The organism is Brevundimonas olei, from assembly GCF_037055245.1.
Classification (GTDB): domain Bacteria; phylum Pseudomonadota; class Alphaproteobacteria; order Caulobacterales; family Caulobacteraceae; genus Brevundimonas; species Brevundimonas olei.
The window spans coordinates 1745346-1761693 of the sequence record NZ_CP146369.1; the positions used below are offsets into that span (position 1 = coordinate 1745346).

Genomic DNA, 16348 nt, shown 5'->3' on the forward strand with positions numbered 1-16348 from the left:
CGTCAAATGGCGTCATGGTCATTCAGGATCTTCCGCCCGAACAACCGGCTGTCGTCGCCGCGCCGCCGCCCGAATGGGACCTGACGGTCGGCGTCATCAACGCCACGGTGCAACTGGACCAGCCGATCAGCGGCAGTCAGAGGAAGGTCGGCACGGGCTTCCTGATCGCCGCGCCTAGACCTGACGGCGCGCCGCGCGTCGTGCTGGTGACGGCGCGGCACGTGCTGGACGTCATGCCGGGTAATGAGGCGCGGATTGGCTGGCGCACGGCCGAGGCTGACGGCGCCTGGAAGTTCACGCCCGGAACCCTGACCATCCGCGACGCGGCCGGCGCACCGCTATGGACCGCCCACCCTGAGCGCGACGTGGCGGTGATGGAGATCACGGCGCCGCCCGCTTTCGCCCAGGCGGCGATCCCGGTCGGTTGGCTGGCCGAGGCTGACGCCTTCGACCGCTGGCGGATGGGGCCGGGCGACGAACTTCTGGCGCTGGGGTATCCGCACGGCCTGTCGGCGAATCGAGCGGGCTTTCCGATCCTGCGCCTAGGCCGGATCAGTTCCTGGCCGCTGACCCCGATCCGGCATTTCCCGATATTCCTGCTCGATTTCGTGGTGGCCCAGGGTAATTCCGGCGGGCCGGTCTTCTGGACCCCGGCGGCGCGGCGCGTGCCCGGCGCGCCCGCGCCCGATCACCCTTTTATCGCCGGGGTGCTGGTGCAGGAGGTGCAGGGCGGCGGCGAAGGGCTGGACCTCGGCGTCGTGGCTCATGCCCAGTATGTGCGCGAGACGATTGAGCGGCTGGACTCAGCTCAAGGCGCGGCGTCGCCTTCCAGGGCCGGACCGCAGTCATAGTGGGCGCAGAACCGTCGACGCAGTTCGGCGACGGCTTCCGTCCCGTCAAATAGATCGGCCATTACGCTCGCCATCTCTTTTGTCCAGTCGTCCCAGTCGTCAGGCTTGGTTCGAGGGAACACGTCCAGATCTCGTTTTGCGAGCACGCGAGCCATGCCGAGGCCTCGAACTTGATCGCTTCGTGCGAACAGTTCGTCGATCCATGATTTGACGGTTTGTCGCATCTCCGGGGACATGGGCTGCAGACCCCAGGGCAGCCGTGATCGTATCAGCGGATCAGCTCGATGGCGTCGTGCATAGTCTTCGCCAGCGGCGCGTTGAGAGGGATTCGGTTCAGGTCCGTCCCAGGCCGGGGGTTTAGGCGGGAGGGCCATGGGCACGCTGAAGGGCACGCGCGCGATAATTTCGGCTTCGACCGGCCCGCTGGCGTCCTGGGCGGGCGTAACCAGTCCTGCTTCAACCAGTCGGACAGCGATCTCCTCAAAGCCAAGGTTTGCCGGACGCGCCGACATGGGGGTGCAGGCGGAGAGGCGTCCCTCGACCGAGGTGCGGCACTGCACCTGAACCTCGCCGTTGATGCCGACAACCGAAGCGAAATGAGGATAGTCGTCGGGTGTTGGCGCGGGTGGCGTGCGCCATGCAGGAACGACCGTCAACGGCGGCGCGTCCGGCAGCGATTCTGCTGTCACCGTCTGTCCCAGCAAGGCCAAGCTGAGCACAAATGGAAGCCCTGCCATCGCTGCCCTCCACAATCGCTTTTCGAAAGCGCCAGTCTATCGATCCAAAGGAACGTCGCAATCGTAACGGCTGCAATAGCGCCGGCGCAGTTCGATCTCGGCGGCGTTGAGGTGGAATTGGTCGTCGACCGCCAGTTGGATGTCCGCGAAGAGTTGGAAGTCTTTCTCGTCAAAGGTTCCGCTGGCCCAGCGGTTCAAGGTGGTCTGAGGCACGGTCCGAGCCAGGGCGCGGACGAAAATCTTGCGCGATTGTTCGGCGTTAGGCAGCACGTCGGTCAGCCAGCGCAGGACGATTTCGCGGCGATCCTCCGCGAGGCTCTGAACGACGGGGGCGAAGCTGAGCACAGGCCAGTCGCCTACGGAGCTCACATAGGCGTCCGCCGCCGCGAGATGGGCGGGCGACGGTTCCGGCTCCCGCCACGCCTTGGGCGGGGTTCGGACCTGCGGGTTGGTGGAGAACGGAAGCGACAGGGCTATGGCGCTGGCGGTGGGCACGCCGTCGACGCTGCGAGGAGAGAGACGCCCGCGCGGCACGATCGCCAGGGCCGCGGCGCCAAAACCCAGGCCGTAAGGGGTTTCGCGCGTCACCCGGCAGTCCTTGACCACGCCTTGGGCGTTGGACATGCACTCGACATCGACCCTGGCGTTGACGCCGATCATCCAGGCGAAGGGCGGATAGTCGTCATAGGAAGGCTGGGGCGCCTCGAGCCATGACGGGTTGACGATGACCACAGGCGCTTTCTCGCTCATGGAGCGATCGGCCTGGATGTCGCCGGCGCCGATGGCCGCGAGCGATAAGAGAGCGGCTAGCATCGCCCTGTCCTCCTAAACGGCCTTGGACGTTAGCCGGCCAGGGCCTCCACCGTCATCCGTTGCAGCAGGTCGCCGCCCTGACCGACGGCGGCCAGGCGGCTGGAGACGTGGCCGAGGACGTTGGCGGCATAGACCTCATAGAGGTCCAGCTTGCCCTGCAGCCAGGCGGCATCGCCGTCATTGGCGTCCAGCTTCGCCTTGGCCGCCAGGGCGCCCTTGGCCAGCATCCAGCCGCCGACCACATCGCCCATCAGCTTCAGATAGGCGTCGGCGCCCGCCAGCACATCGGCGGCGCGAGCGGCGTCCGACTTGGCGTCCAGCAGCCACAGGGTGGCGTCCTCGACCGCCTCAATGGCGGTGGCGAAGCGCTCGACCGGCTTTCCGGTATAGAGGCGGTCGATCTGGGCCAGCGTCGTCTTCATCTCAGCGATCAGGGCCTTGGCCGACTCGCCACCGTCCATCGACAGCTTGCGGCCCACCAGGTCCATCGCTTGAATGCCGTTGGTGCCTTCATAGATCGGCGTGATGCGGGCGTCGCGATAGTATTGGGCCGCGCCGGTTTCCTCGATGAAGCCCATGCCGCCGTGGACCTGAACGCCCATGGAAGCGACCTCGCAGCCGACATCCGTGGACCAGGCCTTGGCGATCGGGGTGAACAGGTCTTCGCGACCCTTCCACGCCTTGCGCTCTTCCTCGGTCGCGGCGTGACGGGCCAGGTCGGCGGCGACGCCGGTCGACAGGCAAATGGCGCGGGCGGCGGCGACCTTGGCCTTCATCACCGACAGCATCCGGCGCACGTCGGGATGGTCGAAGATCGGCGCGTCCTTCTCGCCGGTCCAGACGCTGCGGCCCTGACGGCGTTCCAGCGCATAGGCCAGGGCGTGCTGATAGGCGCGCTCGGCGACGCCGACGCCCTCGACGCCGACGGCCAGGCGAGCGGCGTTCATCATGACGAACATATGAGCCAGGCCCTGGTTCGGCTGTCCGACCAGTTCGGCGCGGGCGCCCTCATAGCTCATGACGCAGGTGGGCGAGGCGTGGATGCCCAGCTTGTGCTCGACGCCGACCGGGCGGAAGGCGTTGCGCTCGCCCAGCGTACCGTCGGTGTTGACCGCGAACTTGGGCGTCAGGAACAGGCTGATGCCCTTGGGCCCCGCAGGCGCGTCGGGCAGGCGAGCTAGCACCAGATGGACGATATTGTCCGTGGCGTCGTGATCGCCCCAGGTGATGAAGATCTTCTGGCCGGTCAGGGCGTAGGTTCCGTCGCCGTTGGGAACCGCCGTCGCCGTCAGGGCGCCCAGGTCGGACCCCGCGTGCGGTTCGGTCAGCACCATGGCACCGGTCCATTCGCCCGACACCAGTTTGGGCAGATAGGTGGCCTTCTGATGTTCGTTGCCGACCTGCTCCAGCGCCACGATGGAGGCCAGAGACAGCATGGGACACAGGCCGAAGGCCATGTTGGCGGCGTGGACGGTTTCATAGGCCGCCAGCTCCAGCGCCTTGGGCAGGGCCTGACCGCCGGCTTCGACCGAGGCGGTCAGGCTGGTCCAGCCGCCCGCTGCGAACTGCTGATAGGCGTCGGCGAAACCGGGGGCGGCGGTCACGGCGCCGTTGGCGTATTTGGCGCCCGCCAGGTCGCCGGGACGGTTCAGCGGAGCCAGAACCTCTTCCGAAAACTGACCGGCGGCGTCCAGCACGGCCGAGGCGACGTCAGCGTCGTAATCTGGAAAGGCGCCGGTCGCCGCCACCTGACCGATTCCGGCCACGGCGTCGAGGGCGAAGGCGATGTCACGGACGGGGGCGCGGTAGCTCATCGGTTATCCTCAGAAAGACGTCACGCTTCTGTCGGCCGCCGCGCTTCGGGGCGCAAGCCCGCTTGGACTTTGGTCGAGTTTCCGCGCACTCTACGCGCCTGTTTGAACGGCTGACGCCGCGTAAGGAAAGAGCGACCGTGCCCGCCGACCGACCCGCCAGGGGCGACAGCCCCGAAATCGCCGCCGAGGCGTTGAAGACGGGACGCCTGGTCATCCTGCCGACCGAGACTGTCTATGGGCTGGCGGCCGACGCCTCCAATCCTCAGGCGGTGGCCCGCATCTTCGAGGCCAAGGGGCGGCCGCGCTTCAATCCCCTGATCGCGCATGTCGCCAATGCGCTGGACGCGGAAACGATCGCGGTGTTCGACGCGCGCGCGCGGGCCTTGGCCGAAACCTTCTGGCCGGGGCCGTTGACCATCGTGGCGCCGGTCCGGGATTGCGAGCGGGTATGCGATCTGGCGCGGGCGGGGCTGGACAGCGTGGCCGTGCGCGTGCCGGGCCATCCGCGCGCGCGGGCGATCATCAGCGCCTTCGGCGGGCCGGTCGTCGCGCCGTCGGCCAATCGCTCAGGGCGGCCCAGCCCGACGACTTTCGACGACGCCATGGAAGAGACGGGCCATGCCGTGGGCGCGGCGGTCGATGGCGGGCCCTGCGCTGTGGGGGTTGAGAGCACCGTCGTTTCGGTGCTGGACGGGCAGGTGGCTCTGCTGCGTCCCGGTTCCGTCACCCGCGAAGAGATCGAGGCGGTCGCCGGGCCGTTGGCCGAAGGCGGGCAAGGGCATCGCTCGCCGGGCCGCCTGGCTCTCCATTATGCGCCTGACGCGCCGGTGCGCATCGAGGCGGAAGGCGCCAGGGAGGACGAAATCCTGCTGGGCTTCGGCGCTGGCGTCGGCGACCCACGCTGGAGCCTCAGCCCAAGCGGCGACCTCCGGGAGGCGGCGGCCAATCTGTTCCGCCTGTTGCGCGAGGCGGATCGCGCTAAACCCGCCGGGATCGCCGTGTCGTCCATTCCAGCCAAAGGACTGGGCGAGGCGATCAACGACCGTCTGCGCCGTGCGGCGGGCTTCGTCGGCTAGAGGAAGCGCGCCTTCACGTCCACGCTGGACGCCTTGCCGACCTTGGGCAGGCAGTTTTCAAGCCAGGCGTCAGCCGCCGTCCGGCCGTGCTGCTTCAGCTCGTTCAGATAGCTCCACTCCGTATCGAATTTGGAATGCAGCGACTGGCCGCCCAGCCATTCGTCGGCTTCGATGACGTGGATGCGGACGCCGCGCCGGCGATCCTCACCGGGTTTCAGCTTGCCCTCGGCGATCAGGTCCTGAACGAAGGCGACGGCCCGCAGTTCGGCGACGAGCGGGGCGTTGAAGACGATCTCATTCAGCCGGTCGTTGATCTCGCCCGCTTCGCGCGGCGTCTCATCGCGCTGGAACGGATTGAGGGGCAACAGCAGAATATCGTCCGGCGTGTCGGTGTAGAACAGCGGCCACAGCGCCGGATTGGCCAGATAGCCGCCGTCCCAATAGGGTTCGCCCTCGATCTCCACCGCCTGGAACAACTGGGGCAGGCAGGCCGAGGCCAGCAACACCTCCGGCGCCATTTCGTCAGACTTGAAGATACGCGAACGACCCGCACGCACGGCTGTCGTCGAGACGAACATCTGTATGGAGGAGGCGCGCAGGGCCTCGAAATCCACCGCAGTCTCCAGCACCCGGCGCAGCGGGTTCAGGTTGAAGGGGTTGAAGGAATAGGGGCTCATCGACAGGGCCAAGGTCTGACCCGCCTGCCACATCGGCGTCCCCTTCAGCCATTCGGGCGCCAGGGCCTTGGACCAGACGGCGCTGTCGCCGAAGACGTTGCGGCCGCCGGACTGGTTCACCTCGCGCCACAGGTGGTCCAGCGCCTCGCGCCCGCCCTCGGCTCCGCCGCGTTCCAGTCCGGTGATCAGGGCGGCGGCGTTCATCGCTCCCGCCGAGGCGGCGGTGACGGCGCGCACGTCCAGAACATCAGCTTCCAGCAGCCGGTCCAGCACGCCCCATTGAAAGGCGCCGTGAGCTCCGCCGCCCTGCAGGGCCAGACAGACCGGTTTGCGTTTCGCCGCCATCAGCCTCTCCGTCTTTCGAGTCGTGCGGCTGCCGTGAAACCTATTGAGCCGTCCAGCCGCCGTCGACGGAGAAGTGGGCGCCGTTGGCCGAGGCGCCGAGGTCCGACGCCAGGTAGAGGAAGACGCCCGCCAGTTCGTCGGTCGTGACGAAACGCTTGGTCGGCTGCGAGCCGAGAATGACATTCTTCATCACGTCTTCCTCGCTCATGCCGCGGGTGCGCGCCTGGTCCTGGATCTGCTTCGAGACGATCGGCGTCTCGACGAAGCCGGGGCAGATGGCGTTGCAGGTGATGTTGTCCTGCGCCAGCTCCAGCGCCACCGTCTTGGTGAAGCCGATCACCCCGTGCTTGGCGGCGACATAGGCCGACTTGAACGGGCTGGCCACCAGACCGTGAGCCGAGGCGATGTTGATGATCCGGCCGCGACCCTGCGCCTTCATGATCGGGATCGCCGCCTTGGTGGCGTAGAAGGTCGAGGACAGGTTGATGGCGATGATCTTTTCCCACGCGTCGGCGGGGAAGTTCTCGACGGCCTCGACGTGCTGGATGCCGGCGTTGTTGACCAGGATGTCCAGGCGGCCCAGTTCGCGATGCGCCGTGGCGATCATGTCCTCGATCTGATCCGGCCGGGTCATGTCGGCGGGGTGATAGAGGACGCGCACGCCGGTTTCAGCGGCCAGATCGGCGCGCGTCTTCTCGATGGCGTCCGCGTCGCCCAAACCGTTCAGCACCACATCGCCGCCGCACAGGGCCACGGCCCGCGCCAGCGCCAGCCCGATGCCCGAGGTCGAGCCGGAAACGACCGCGACGCGGCCCTTGAGATCGTTCATCGCGAACATGACAGAAAGAACCCGTTGGATAGTGATGCTGCAACGCAACCTAACCGCAGTCGTTCAATCTGGCGATCAGGAATTTCCTTCCCTGATGAATATCCAGTCCGTATCCGTGGACAGGCTCTTGTCGAACCGATAGCCGTCGCGATCGTAACCCTTCAGGTCCTCGACCTTTTCGAGGCGGTTCTCGATGGCGAAGCGGGCCATGCCGCCGCGCGCCTTCTTGGCGTAGAAGGAGATGATGCGGGCTTCGCCGTCCTTCTTTTCCTTGAAGTGCGGGGTCACGACCGGCAGCTTCAGCGCCTTGGCGTCCACCGCGCCGAAATACTCGTGGCTGGCCAGGTTCACCAGGGTGCGTTCAGACAGCTTCTCGGCGTCTTCGTTGAGGCGCAGGGAAATCCGCTCGCCCCAGAAATCATAGAGGGTGGCGCCGCGCTTGGTCTTCAGCCGGACGCCCATCTCCAGGCGGTACGGTTGGATCGCATCCAACGGCCGCAGCAGGCCGTAGAAACCCGACAGGATGCGCAAGTGATCCTGGGCCCAGTTCAGGTCGTCGGTCGACAGGGTGCGCGCCGACAATCCCTCATAGACATCGCCGGCGAAGGCGAAGACGGCCTGAAGCGCGCCGTCGGAGGTTTCGTTGTCGAAGGCCTGGAAACGTTGGTAGTTCAGTTCGGCCAGGGCGTCGGAGATAGACATCAGGCGACGCAGATCGGCCCGGCTGAGCTTCTGCGTCACCTTGGCCAATTCGGCGGTCTCGCCCGCGCATCGCCGCTGCGTCACGGGGGCGTCGATGGCGGGCGGGTTGAAGTCCAGCTTTTTGGCCGGGGACAGGACGATCAGCAAGACGATCGACTCCCTATGCGTCTCAAGAGCGGGCCTCATAGGCCGCTTCCATGACGTTTTGAACCGCCTGAAACGTCACAGACGGTCGCAAGTCATCAGAAGAGGACCGCCGGATTCATGATGCGCCTGGGGTCGAGGGCCTGTCGGATCGCCTGCATGGTCGCGATCTCGAGCGGGGATTTGTATCGCCGCGCCTCACCGGTTTTCAGCCGTCCCAGGCCGTGTTCAGCGGAAATCGACCCGTCGTAACGGGCGACCACATCGTGGACGACTTCTGACCCCTCCATCCAGCGGGCGATGAAGGCCGAGACATCCTCGCCCACGCCGGGGATCACATCATAGTGAAGATTGCCGTCGCCGACGTGGCCGAATACCGACACGCGACAGCCTGGATGGAAGCGTTCGACTGCGGCCGTCGCCTCGTCGATGAAGTCGGCGATTCGCGATACGGGAACTGACACGTCGTGCTTCCAGCCGCCGCCTTCGGGCTTGAGGGCCGCAGAGTGTTCTTCGCGCAGACGCCAGAACTCGGCCTTCTGGGCGTCGTTCTGGGCGATGGCGGCGTCCACGATCAGCCCTTCCTCGAAGGCGGTTGTCAGCAACCGCTCCATCGCAGCCTCGGCGCCGTTCGGCTCGCCCGAGGCCAGTTCGATCAGCACATACCAGGGCGGCGTCGATTCCAGCGGTTCGCGCGTGTCGGGGATGTTTTTCAGCACCAGGCTCATGCCCAGCCGCTTCATCAGCTCGAACGCCTCGACTCCGCCGCCGGTCTCGGCCTTGGCGCGAGCCAGAAGCTCCACGGCGTCGTGGTGGCTCTCCAGGCCGACGATGGCCGTGGCGCGGCTGCGCATGATCGGAAACAGCTTCAGCGTCGCAGCCGTGACGACGCCCAGGGTGCCTTCGGCGCCGATGAAGAGCTGCTTCAGGTCATAGCCGGTGTTGTCCTTGCGCAGCCGCTTCAGGCCGTTGAACACTTGACCGTCGGGCATGACGGCCTCGATGCCCAGCACCAGGTCGCGCATCATGCCGTAGCGCAGAACCGCCGTGCCGCCCGCGTTGGTCGAGATGACGCCGCCGATGGTGGCCGAGCCTTCGGCTGCGAGGCTGAGGGGGAAGAAGCGGTCCTTCTCCTTGGCCAGTTCCTGCGCCTCGAGCAGGGTCACGCCCGCCTCGACGGTCATGGCGTCGTCCAGCGGCGTCACGTCGCGCACGGTCCGCAGCTTGCGCGTGGACAGCAAGACCTCGCCATAGGGAATCTGGCCGCCGACGAGGCCGGTGCCGCCGCCTTGGGTCACCATGGCCACGCCGTGACGGGCGCAAATCTCTACGGCGCGGGCGACCTCTTCGGTCGTGCGCGGTTGCAGCAGAAGCGGCGTCTCGCCCGTCCAGCGGCCGCGCCATTCGGTCAGCCACGGCGCCATCTCGGCGGCGTCCTGGGTCCAGGCGCCGGGCAGGGCGGCTTTGAGTTCAGCGAGCGATTCTGGCGTCGGGAGGGTCATATCGGCCTTGTGGCAAAAGGCGCGCCGTGGTGGAAGCGCAAAACCTTGCCTTCTGGCGGTCAATTCAAGGGCAAAACATGATTCCGACGCCGGCTGTGGGCGTAGTGTGCCTGAAAGGCGATGATGTGCTGCTGATCCGTCGCGGAACGCCGCCGCGCGTGGGGGAATGGAGTCTGCCCGGCGGGCGTCTGGAGCCGGGCGAACGTCTGGCTGACGCAGCCCTGCGCGAACTGCGGGAGGAAACCGGCGTCGAGGCGGAATTGATCGGTTTGGTCGATGTGGTGGACGGGCTCTTTCCGGAGGCGGGGCGACATTACGTTCTGATCGACTATGCGGCCCGGTGGCTGTCTGGCGCGCCAGTCGCGGGCGACGATGCGGCCGAGGCGGCCTTCTTTCCGTTCGAGACCGCCCTGGCCAAGGTGGACTGGGAAGAGACGCGCCGCATTATCGGGATCGCGCGCACGATGGCTGACGCGGATGTCATGCTGACGGAACCGGATTCTGTAGCGCGCCGTCGTCGGGGCGGTTAAGCTCTCCTTCCAACTGGAGGGCCTTATGAATTTTTCGCTGATATTCTTTGTGATGTTCGCGGTCTTCGCGCTCATCTTCCTGTTCAGCGTGATCAAGATCGTGCCGCAAGGCCGTGAATTCACGGTGGAACGGTTCGGCAAATACACCAAGACCCTGACGCCGGGCATCCACATCCTGACTCCGTTCGTCGAGCGTATCGGCCGTCGCATGAACATGATGGAGCAGGTGCTGGACGTGCCAACCCAGGAGGTCATCACCCGCGACAACGCCATGGTGAAGGTCGACGGCATCGTCTTCATCCAGGTGATGGACGCGGCCAAGGCGGCCTATCGCGTCGATGACCTGACCTACGCCATCGCCCAGCTGTGCATGACCAACCTGCGAACCGTGGTCGGCTCGATGGAGCTGGACGAGGTGCTGAGCCAGCGCGACAGCATCAACACCCGGCTGCTGCACGTCATCGACGCCGCGACCGAGCCGTGGGGCATCAAGGCCAACCGCATCGAGATCAAGGATCTGACGCCGCCGGTCGACATCACCAACGCCATGGCCCGTCAGATGAAGGCCGAGCGCGAGCGTCGCGCCGTCATCACCGAGGCGGACGGCGAGAAGCAGGCCGCCATCGCCCGCGCCGAGGGCGCCAAGCAGGCGGCGATCCTGGAGGCCGAGGGCCGCCGCGAGGCCGCCTTCCGCGACGCCGAGGCCCGCGAACGTGAAGCCGAGGCCGAGGCCAAGGCCACCGCCATGGTGTCGGAGGCCATCGCCCGCGGCGACGTCAACGCCATCAACTACTTCGTGGCCCAGAAGTATGTGGAGGCCTTCGCCGAACTGGCGCGCAGCCCGCAACAGAAGACGGTCATCGTGCCGTCGGAAATGGGCGCCCTGGTCGGCACCATCGCCGGCGTCGGCGAATTGGTCGGCCTGGCCAAGGAGCAGCAGCAGGTCCGCACGGACGCGCGTCAGGCTGCGCCGCGCGCCGCGCGTCGTTCGGGCGGCGCCGTGCCGACGACGGAGTAGGCCATGGATTGGTTCGTCTCCCTCTACGCCGCCCAGCCGTTCTGGCTATGGCTGGCGGTCGGCGTCGTCCTGCTGGGGATCGAGGCTACGGCTTCGACCGAGTGGCTGTTGTGGCCGGCGGTGTCGGCGGGGCTGACGGCCCTGCTGTCGGCGCTGGCGCCGCAACTGGGCCTGCCGGTCGAGATCGGCGTCTTCGCCGCGTTGACCGTGGCGTCCACCATTCTGTCGCGCCGTCTGATCAAGCGGGTGAACCCCAAGGATCAGCCCGACATCAATGATCGCGACATCCGTCTGGTCGGCGAACGCGCCCGCGTGGTCGAAGCCTTCGTCGGCGGTCGCGGCCGGGTCTTCGTGTCCGGCTCGGAATGGCCGGCGGAAATCGAGGGCGCCTCGCCCCTGGCGGGCGAGAGCGTCATCATCGAATCAGTATCCGGTCCCCTGCTGAAGGTGCGGGCGGTCTAGCGCCCGCGCATCTCCGCCACCCCGCGATTGGCCAGGCCGTCGGCGCGTTCGTTCAGGGCATGACCGGCGTGGCCTTTGACCCAGTGCCATTTCACCTCGTGGCGGCTGCGAGCTTCGTCCAGGCGCCGCCACAGGTCCTCGTTCTTGACCGGTTTCTTGTCGGCCGTCTTCCAGCCGCGCGCCTTCCAGCCGCGAATCCACTCGGTCACGCCCTGCATGACGTATTTGCTGTCGGTGTGCAGGTCGACGCGGCAGGGGCGTTTCAGCGCCTCCAGGGCCATGATCGCCGCCATCAGCTCCATGCGGTTGTTGGTCGTCAGGGGCTCGCCGCCCCAGAGTTCCTTTTCGTGCCCGCAGGCGGTTTGCAGGATCGCCCCCCAGCCGCCAGGGCCAGGATTGCCCTTGCAGGCGCCGTCGGTATGGATGATGACGTGATCGTTGAGACTCATGGCCGCGATGCGTACAGCGTCCCTTGGCGCGTCGCCATCACTCAGCCTATATGACGCACAACAATCAGTTGGTGGGGCCGCGTCTCGGTGAGTCCCCTTGAGGAGGTATCGCCATGGGCTCCATGAGCATCTGGCACTGGGCCATCGTCGTCGTCGTCGTGCTGGTCCTTTTCGGCGGCCGCGGCAAGCTGTCGGGCATCATGGGCGACGCCGCCAAGGGCATTCGCGCCTTCAAGGACGGCCTGAAGGACGACACGGACGCCAAGGGCAAGGAAGCCCCGGGCGCCTTGCCGCGCACCGAGGCCGAAAAAGAAGAACTGAACCGCTGATCCTCGCCGAAAGACGCTGAATCATGGGTGGTCTTGGCCCCGGAATCGGCGGGTTCGAAATCCTTGTCATCGGTCTGGTGGCCCTGCTTGTCGTAGGGCCAAAGGACTTGCCTATGCTGATGCGCAAGGTCGGCCAGTTCGTCGCGAAGGCGCGCGGCATGGCCAATGAATTCCGCGCCAGCTTCGACGAGATGGCGCGCCAGTCCGAGTTGGACGACCTGCGCAAGGAGGTCGAGGCGCTGCGATCGGGGCAGGGGATGTACGTCCTCGGCGCCGAGGCGGACGAAGCCTTCAAGGATATCCGCAAGGAGCTGGAGGCGCCGATCGAGACGCCGGCCGTCGCCACGTCCGCCGCAACCAAGACGGACGAGGCAGCCCAAACCGTGGCCACGGGCGTCGACGAGTGGCCGGATACGGCGGCGGCGCCTGCCGTCCTGAATCCTGAGCCCAAGCCCGCTCCAAAACCGCGCGCCAAGAAGGCGAGCGCCGCTTCTGCGGACGGCGGCGCCAAGGCCAGGACGCGAAAGACGGCCGCAAAGCCTTACGCTAAGACATCCTCGCTGAAACCGCCGGCTTCACGGCCCAAGGTCGCGCGTACCAAGAAGGTCGACCTATGAGCCGCGCCGACCACGATGAAGCCGAGATCGAGGCTTCGCGCGCGCCCCTGATGGATCACCTGATCGAGCTGCGTTCGCGGCTGATGATCTGCGTGGTCGCCTTCATCATCGCCTTCATCGGCTGTTTCGCCTTTTCGGAGACGCTCTACCTGTTCCTGGTGAAGCCCTATGTCGTTTCGGCCGCCTTTCATCAGACGGTAGGCGCACACGGCCATGTGTCGCCGTTCAACCTGATCCTAGGCACCGCCGGTCTGATCCCGGTGCCGGACGTGGACCACAACAGCGTGCGCCTGATCTACACCGCGCCGCTGGAGATCCTGTTCACCAAGATGAAGCTGGCGGGCCTGGGCGCCGTCATCGTGGCCTTCCCGGTTCTGGCCTGGCAGCTGTACCGCTTCGTCGCGCCGGGCCTTTACCGCAACGAGAAGGGCGCCTTCCTGCCTTTCCTGATCGCAGCGCCGGTGCTGTTCCTGCTGGGCGCGGCGCTGGTCTATTACGTCATGCTGCCCTTCGTGATGTGGTTCTCGTTGAGCCAGCAGATCATCGGCGAAGGCGTGGCGGCTGAATTGTTGCCCAAGGTGTCGGATTATCTGAACCTGGTGACGGCGCTGATCCTGGCCTTCGGCCTGTGCTTCCAGTTGCCGGTCGTGATGACCCTGCTGGGTCTGGCGGGCCTGATCAACAGCCAGATGATGGCCAAGGGCCGTCGATACGCCATCGTCGCCGTGGTCGTGGTCGCCGCCGTGGTGACGCCGCCCGATCCGATCAGCCAACTGATGCTGGCGGTGCCGATGGTCCTGCTCTACGAGGTCTCCATCTGGTGCGTCCGCATCATCGAGCTGCGCCGCAAGAAGGCCGATCAGGCCGAGGGACTGACGGCCTGATCCATGGAGCGGTGAGGCGATCCGGACGCTGACAAGCATCTTGAGGTCGCTTCATGTCCCATACCGCCCCGGATCGGCACTGGTCCAAGGTTGAACTGCTGCACGAGACGGTCGCCAACCCGAACATCCACATCAAGGGCCGGCGCAGCTACTACAGCAACGCCTGGAGCGGTTCCTTCGAGGAAAGCGTCGTCCGCTATCTCTATGGCGATGCGTACAGCCTCAAGGCGTGGACGCCGCAGTGGCCGATCGACCAACTGTTCATCGGCGATTGCGTCTGCATCGGCGCAGAGGCGGTGATCCTGCTGGGCGGCAACCACACGCACCGAACGGACTGGTTCAGCCTCTACCCCTTCGCAGAGGTCATCCTCGACGCCTATCAGGGCAAGGGCGACACCGTCATCAAGGACGGCGCCTGGATGGGGATGCGCGCCATGATCATGCCCGGCGTGACGATCGGCGAGGGCGCTGTCGTCGCCTCAGGAGCCATCGTCACCAAGGACGTGGCGCCTTACGCCATCGTGGCGGGCAATCCAGCGGTTCCGATCCGCAAGCGGTTCCCGGACGCCGTGATCGAGGCTCTGCTGGCGCTCGACGTCTATAGTTGGTCCGAAAGGAAGTTCGAGGCCCTGCGCCCCCTGTTGTGTGCTGACGACATTGAGGCTCTGATCGAAGCGTCGACCCGCTACGACCAAAGCTAAGAAAAAGCCCCGGCGGCGAACCGTCCGGGGCTTCTGCATCAGGTTGATCCGAGGATCAGCAGCTATAGTACATGTCGAACTCGACCGGGTGCGGGTGCAACTGCAGCCGGGCGACTTCCTGCTGCTTCAGCTCGATGTAGGCGTCGATGAAGTCGTCATCCATGACGCCGCCCTTCTTGAGGAAGGCGCGGTCGGCGTCGAGGGCGTCCAGGGCTTCCCGCAGCGAACCGGCGACCTCCGGGATCGAGTGACGCTCTTCCGGCGGCAGATCGTACAGGTTCTTGTCGGCGGCCGCGCCGGGATCGATACGGTTCTCGATGCCGTCCAGGCCCGCCATCAGCAGCGCGACGAACGTCAGATAGGGGTTGCCCATCGGATCGGGGAAGCGGGCTTCGATACGCTTGGCCTTGGGCGACGAGACATGCGGGATGCGGATCGAGGCCGAACGGTTGCTGGCGGAATAGGCCAGCTTCACCGGCGCCTCATAGCCGGGCACCAGACGCTTGTAGGAGTTGGTGGTCGAGTTGGCGAAGGCGTTGATAGCCTTGGCGTGCTTGATGATGCCGCCGATGTACCACAGGCATTCCTGCGACAGGCCGGCGTACTTGTCGCCGGCGAATTGAGGCTTGCCGTCCTTCCAGATCGACATGTGGACGTGCATGCCCGAGCCGTTGTCGCCGAACATCGGCTTGGCCATGAAGGTCGCCGACTTGCCATAGGCGTGGGCCACGTTGTGGATCACGTACTTATACAGTTGCATCCGGTCGGCCATGGTCAGCAGGTCGCTGAACTTCAGGCCCAGCTCGTGCTGGGCGGGGGCGACCTCGTGGTGGTGCTTCTCCGGATCTAGGCCCAGGTCCTTCATGACCGCCAGCATCTCGCCGCGCAGGTCCTGACCCGAGTCGACCGGATTGACCGGGAAATAGCCGCCCTTGGCGCCTGGGCGGTGCCCCAGATTGCCCTCGGCGTATTCGGCACCGGTGTTGGCGGGCAGTTCGGTCGAGTCGAAGCTGTAGCGGGTGTCGTGGGCGGCCGTGCTCCAGCGCACGTCGTCGAAGACGAAGAACTCGGCTTCGGGGCCGAAGTAGACGGTGTCGCCCACGCCCGACGATTGGACGTAGGCCAGGGCCTTCTTGGCCATGGAGCGGCTGTCCCGGTTGTAGGGCTCGGCCGTGTCGGGGCTCAGCACGTCGCAGAACAGGAACAGCGTCGTCTGCTGATAGAAGGGATCGATGAAGGCCGTCGCCAGGTCGGGCTTCAACAGCATGTCGGACTCATTGATGGTCTTCCAGCCGGAGATGGAGGAACCGTCGAACATGGTGCCTTCTTCGAGGAAATCCTCATCGACCATGCCGATGTCGAAGGTCACGTGATGGACCCGCCCACGCGTGTCGGTGAAACGGAGATCGACGTACTGGACGTCCTTGTCCTTGATGTCTTGCAGGATCTTTTGGGCGGCGCTCATGGGGAGGAGGTCCTGTAGCTGGAGAATTGAAATCGGCCGCCCCGAGAGGCGGCCGTTGGTCTAGATGGCCTGGGCGCCGGTTTCACCGGTGCGAATGCGGATGACGTCTTCAAGCGTGGTGATGAAGATTTTGCCATCCCCGATCTTGCCGGTGCGGGCGGCGTTTTGAATCGTCTCGACCACGGCGGGGGCCAGGTCATCCGACACCACGACCTCGATCTTGATCTTGGGCAGGAAGTCGATGACGTACTCGGCGCCGCGATAGAGTTCCGAATGGCCTTTCTGGCGGCCGTATCCCTTGGCCTCCAGCACGGTCATGCCCTGCACTCCGATATCCTGGAGAGCGTCTTTTACTTCATCTAGCTTGAATGGCTTGATGACGGCTTCGATCTTCTTCATGGCG

At 65.8% G+C, this 16348-nt stretch carries 19 protein-coding genes; 9 read left to right on the top strand and 10 right to left on the bottom strand.

All coding sequences use genetic code 11. The features are described 5' to 3' along the window. Positions 1-14: 14 nt before the first annotated feature. Positions 15-851: a serine protease gene (locus V8J38_RS08300; protein WP_338574788.1), complete on the top strand. Its 837-nt coding sequence runs from the start codon at positions 15-17 to the stop codon at positions 849-851. On the opposite strand, the gene V8J38_RS08305 is transcribed toward V8J38_RS08300, so the two are convergent. From V8J38_RS08305 to V8J38_RS08315, 3 genes are all read right to left on the bottom strand, one after another. Then, positions 809-1561: a hypothetical protein gene (locus tag V8J38_RS08305; RefSeq protein ID WP_338574791.1), complete on the bottom strand. Its 753-nt coding sequence runs from the start codon at positions 1559-1561 to the stop codon at positions 809-811. The two genes, V8J38_RS08300 and V8J38_RS08305, sit on opposite strands and share 43 nt — an antisense overlap. 63 nt (positions 1562-1624) lie before the next feature. Next, positions 1625-2401 carry an energy transducer TonB gene (locus V8J38_RS08310; protein ID WP_338574793.1) on the bottom strand — a complete coding sequence of 259 codons (777 nt, stop codon included), beginning with the start codon at positions 2399-2401 and terminating at the stop codon, positions 1625-1627. A 29-nt stretch (positions 2402-2430) separates the two neighbouring features. Further along, positions 2431-4215 (bottom strand): acyl-CoA dehydrogenase, encoded by a 1785-nt coding sequence (locus V8J38_RS08315; RefSeq protein WP_338574795.1) that lies wholly within the window; start codon positions 4213-4215, stop codon positions 2431-2433. 137 nt (positions 4216-4352) lie between these two features. Between V8J38_RS08315 and V8J38_RS08320 the strand changes: the two genes are divergently transcribed. Next, positions 4353-5291, top strand: coding sequence for an L-threonylcarbamoyladenylate synthase (locus V8J38_RS08320; protein WP_338574797.1), 939 nt, complete (start codon positions 4353-4355; stop codon positions 5289-5291). Here the strand turns inward: V8J38_RS08320 and V8J38_RS08325 are convergent. From V8J38_RS08325 to V8J38_RS08340, 4 genes are all read right to left on the bottom strand, one after another. Then, positions 5288-6313: a patatin-like phospholipase family protein gene (locus V8J38_RS08325; RefSeq protein WP_338574800.1), complete on the bottom strand. Its 1026-nt coding sequence runs from the start codon at positions 6311-6313 to the stop codon at positions 5288-5290. The two genes, V8J38_RS08320 and V8J38_RS08325, sit on opposite strands and share 4 nt — an antisense overlap. A gap of 40 nt (positions 6314-6353) precedes the next feature. Further along, on the bottom strand, positions 6354-7151 hold the full coding sequence (locus V8J38_RS08330; RefSeq protein WP_338574802.1) for a 3-hydroxybutyrate dehydrogenase: 798 nt from the start codon (positions 7149-7151) through the stop codon (positions 6354-6356). Positions 7152-7217: 66 nt separating this feature from the next. Beyond that, positions 7218-7991, bottom strand: a complete 774-nt coding sequence (gene yaaA / locus V8J38_RS08335) for a peroxide stress protein YaaA (RefSeq protein ID WP_291776119.1) — start codon at positions 7989-7991, stop codon at positions 7218-7220. A gap of 95 nt (positions 7992-8086) precedes the next feature. Beyond that, a complete protein-coding gene (locus V8J38_RS08340; RefSeq protein ID WP_291774987.1) occupies positions 8087-9490 on the bottom strand; it encodes an FAD-binding oxidoreductase in 1404 nt (467 codons plus the stop codon). A 77-nt stretch (positions 9491-9567) separates the two neighbouring features. Here V8J38_RS08340 and V8J38_RS08345 point away from each other — a divergent pair, with 77 nt between their 5' ends. From V8J38_RS08345 to V8J38_RS08355, 3 genes are read left to right on the top strand one after another with little or no spacing between them, the layout of a single operon-like run. Beyond that, positions 9568-10020: an NUDIX hydrolase gene (locus tag V8J38_RS08345; protein WP_291774990.1), complete on the top strand. Its 453-nt coding sequence runs from the start codon at positions 9568-9570 to the stop codon at positions 10018-10020. Between the two features lie 52 nt (positions 10021-10072). After that, the gene (locus V8J38_RS08350) at positions 10073-11038 is read left to right on the top strand and encodes an SPFH domain-containing protein (RefSeq protein WP_409450008.1); all 966 of its coding nucleotides are present in this window, start codon (positions 10073-10075) and stop codon (positions 11036-11038) included. Positions 11039-11041: 3 nt separating this feature from the next. Further along, the gene (locus V8J38_RS08355; RefSeq protein ID WP_338574808.1) at positions 11042-11500 is read left to right on the top strand and encodes an NfeD family protein; all 459 of its coding nucleotides are present in this window, start codon (positions 11042-11044) and stop codon (positions 11498-11500) included. Here the strand turns inward: V8J38_RS08355 and rnhA are convergent. After that, positions 11497-11949 (bottom strand): ribonuclease HI, encoded by a 453-nt coding sequence (gene rnhA, locus V8J38_RS08360; RefSeq protein ID WP_338574810.1) that lies wholly within the window; start codon positions 11947-11949, stop codon positions 11497-11499. The genes V8J38_RS08355 and rnhA overlap by 4 nt on opposite strands. 113 nt (positions 11950-12062) lie before the next feature. Between rnhA and V8J38_RS08365 the strand changes: the two genes are divergently transcribed. From V8J38_RS08365 to V8J38_RS08380, 4 genes are read left to right on the top strand one after another with little or no spacing between them, the layout of a single operon-like run. Then, positions 12063-12278: a twin-arginine translocase TatA/TatE family subunit gene (locus V8J38_RS08365; RefSeq protein WP_003166998.1), complete on the top strand. Its 216-nt coding sequence runs from the start codon at positions 12063-12065 to the stop codon at positions 12276-12278. Positions 12279-12301: 23 nt separating this feature from the next. Beyond that, on the top strand, positions 12302-12895 hold the full coding sequence (gene tatB / locus V8J38_RS08370; protein WP_338574815.1) for a Sec-independent protein translocase protein TatB: 594 nt from the start codon (positions 12302-12304) through the stop codon (positions 12893-12895). Continuing rightward, positions 12892-13779, top strand: a complete 888-nt coding sequence (gene tatC / locus V8J38_RS08375) for a twin-arginine translocase subunit TatC (protein WP_338574818.1) — start codon at positions 12892-12894, stop codon at positions 13777-13779. The genes tatB and tatC overlap by 4 nt, the downstream gene beginning before the upstream one ends. A 53-nt stretch (positions 13780-13832) precedes the next feature. Further along, positions 13833-14480 (top strand): CatB-related O-acetyltransferase, encoded by a 648-nt coding sequence (locus tag V8J38_RS08380; RefSeq protein WP_338574820.1) that lies wholly within the window; start codon positions 13833-13835, stop codon positions 14478-14480. A gap of 55 nt (positions 14481-14535) precedes the next feature. On the opposite strand, the gene glnA is transcribed toward V8J38_RS08380, so the two are convergent. Together glnA and V8J38_RS08390 are read right to left on the bottom strand one after the other, a co-directional pair. Next, the gene (gene glnA / locus V8J38_RS08385; RefSeq protein ID WP_291775014.1) at positions 14536-15945 is read right to left on the bottom strand and encodes a type I glutamate--ammonia ligase; all 1410 of its coding nucleotides are present in this window, start codon (positions 15943-15945) and stop codon (positions 14536-14538) included. Positions 15946-16005: 60 nt separating this feature from the next. Further along, positions 16006-16344: a P-II family nitrogen regulator gene (locus V8J38_RS08390; protein WP_121482972.1), complete on the bottom strand. Its 339-nt coding sequence runs from the start codon at positions 16342-16344 to the stop codon at positions 16006-16008. Positions 16345-16348: the final 4 nt, after the last annotated feature.

Excerpts from the sequence above, each read along its gene's own strand:
- V8J38_RS08300 (WP_338574788.1), top strand. The coding sequence starts at position 15 with ATGGTCATTCAGGATCTTCCGCCCGAACAACCGGCTGTCGTCGCCGCG.
- V8J38_RS08310 (WP_338574793.1), bottom strand. The coding sequence starts at position 2,401 with ATGCTAGCCGCTCTCTTATCGCTCGCGGCCATCGGCGCCGGCGACATC.
- V8J38_RS08315 (WP_338574795.1), bottom strand. The coding sequence starts at position 4,215 with ATGAGCTACCGCGCCCCCGTCCGTGACATCGCCTTCGCCCTCGACGCC.
- V8J38_RS08325 (WP_338574800.1), bottom strand. The coding sequence starts at position 6,313 with ATGGCGGCGAAACGCAAACCGGTCTGTCTGGCCCTGCAGGGCGGCGGA.
- V8J38_RS08330 (WP_338574802.1), bottom strand. The coding sequence starts at position 7,151 with ATGTTCGCGATGAACGATCTCAAGGGCCGCGTCGCGGTCGTTTCCGGC.
- V8J38_RS08340 (WP_291774987.1), bottom strand. The coding sequence starts at position 9,490 with ATGACCCTCCCGACGCCAGAATCGCTCGCTGAACTCAAAGCCGCCCTG.
- V8J38_RS08345 (WP_291774990.1), top strand. The coding sequence starts at position 9,568 with ATGATTCCGACGCCGGCTGTGGGCGTAGTGTGCCTGAAAGGCGATGAT.
- V8J38_RS08350 (WP_409450008.1), top strand. The coding sequence starts at position 10,073 with ATGTTCGCGGTCTTCGCGCTCATCTTCCTGTTCAGCGTGATCAAGATC.
- V8J38_RS08355 (WP_338574808.1), top strand. The coding sequence starts at position 11,042 with ATGGATTGGTTCGTCTCCCTCTACGCCGCCCAGCCGTTCTGGCTATGG.
- rnhA (WP_338574810.1), bottom strand. The coding sequence starts at position 11,949 with ATGAGTCTCAACGATCACGTCATCATCCATACCGACGGCGCCTGCAAG.
- V8J38_RS08365 (WP_003166998.1), top strand. The coding sequence starts at position 12,063 with ATGGGCTCCATGAGCATCTGGCACTGGGCCATCGTCGTCGTCGTCGTG.
- tatB (WP_338574815.1), top strand. The coding sequence starts at position 12,302 with ATGGGTGGTCTTGGCCCCGGAATCGGCGGGTTCGAAATCCTTGTCATC.
- tatC (WP_338574818.1), top strand. The coding sequence starts at position 12,892 with ATGAGCCGCGCCGACCACGATGAAGCCGAGATCGAGGCTTCGCGCGCG.
- V8J38_RS08380 (WP_338574820.1), top strand. The coding sequence starts at position 13,833 with ATGTCCCATACCGCCCCGGATCGGCACTGGTCCAAGGTTGAACTGCTG.
- glnA (WP_291775014.1), bottom strand. The coding sequence starts at position 15,945 with ATGAGCGCCGCCCAAAAGATCCTGCAAGACATCAAGGACAAGGACGTC.
- V8J38_RS08390 (WP_121482972.1), bottom strand. The coding sequence starts at position 16,344 with ATGAAGAAGATCGAAGCCGTCATCAAGCCATTCAAGCTAGATGAAGTA.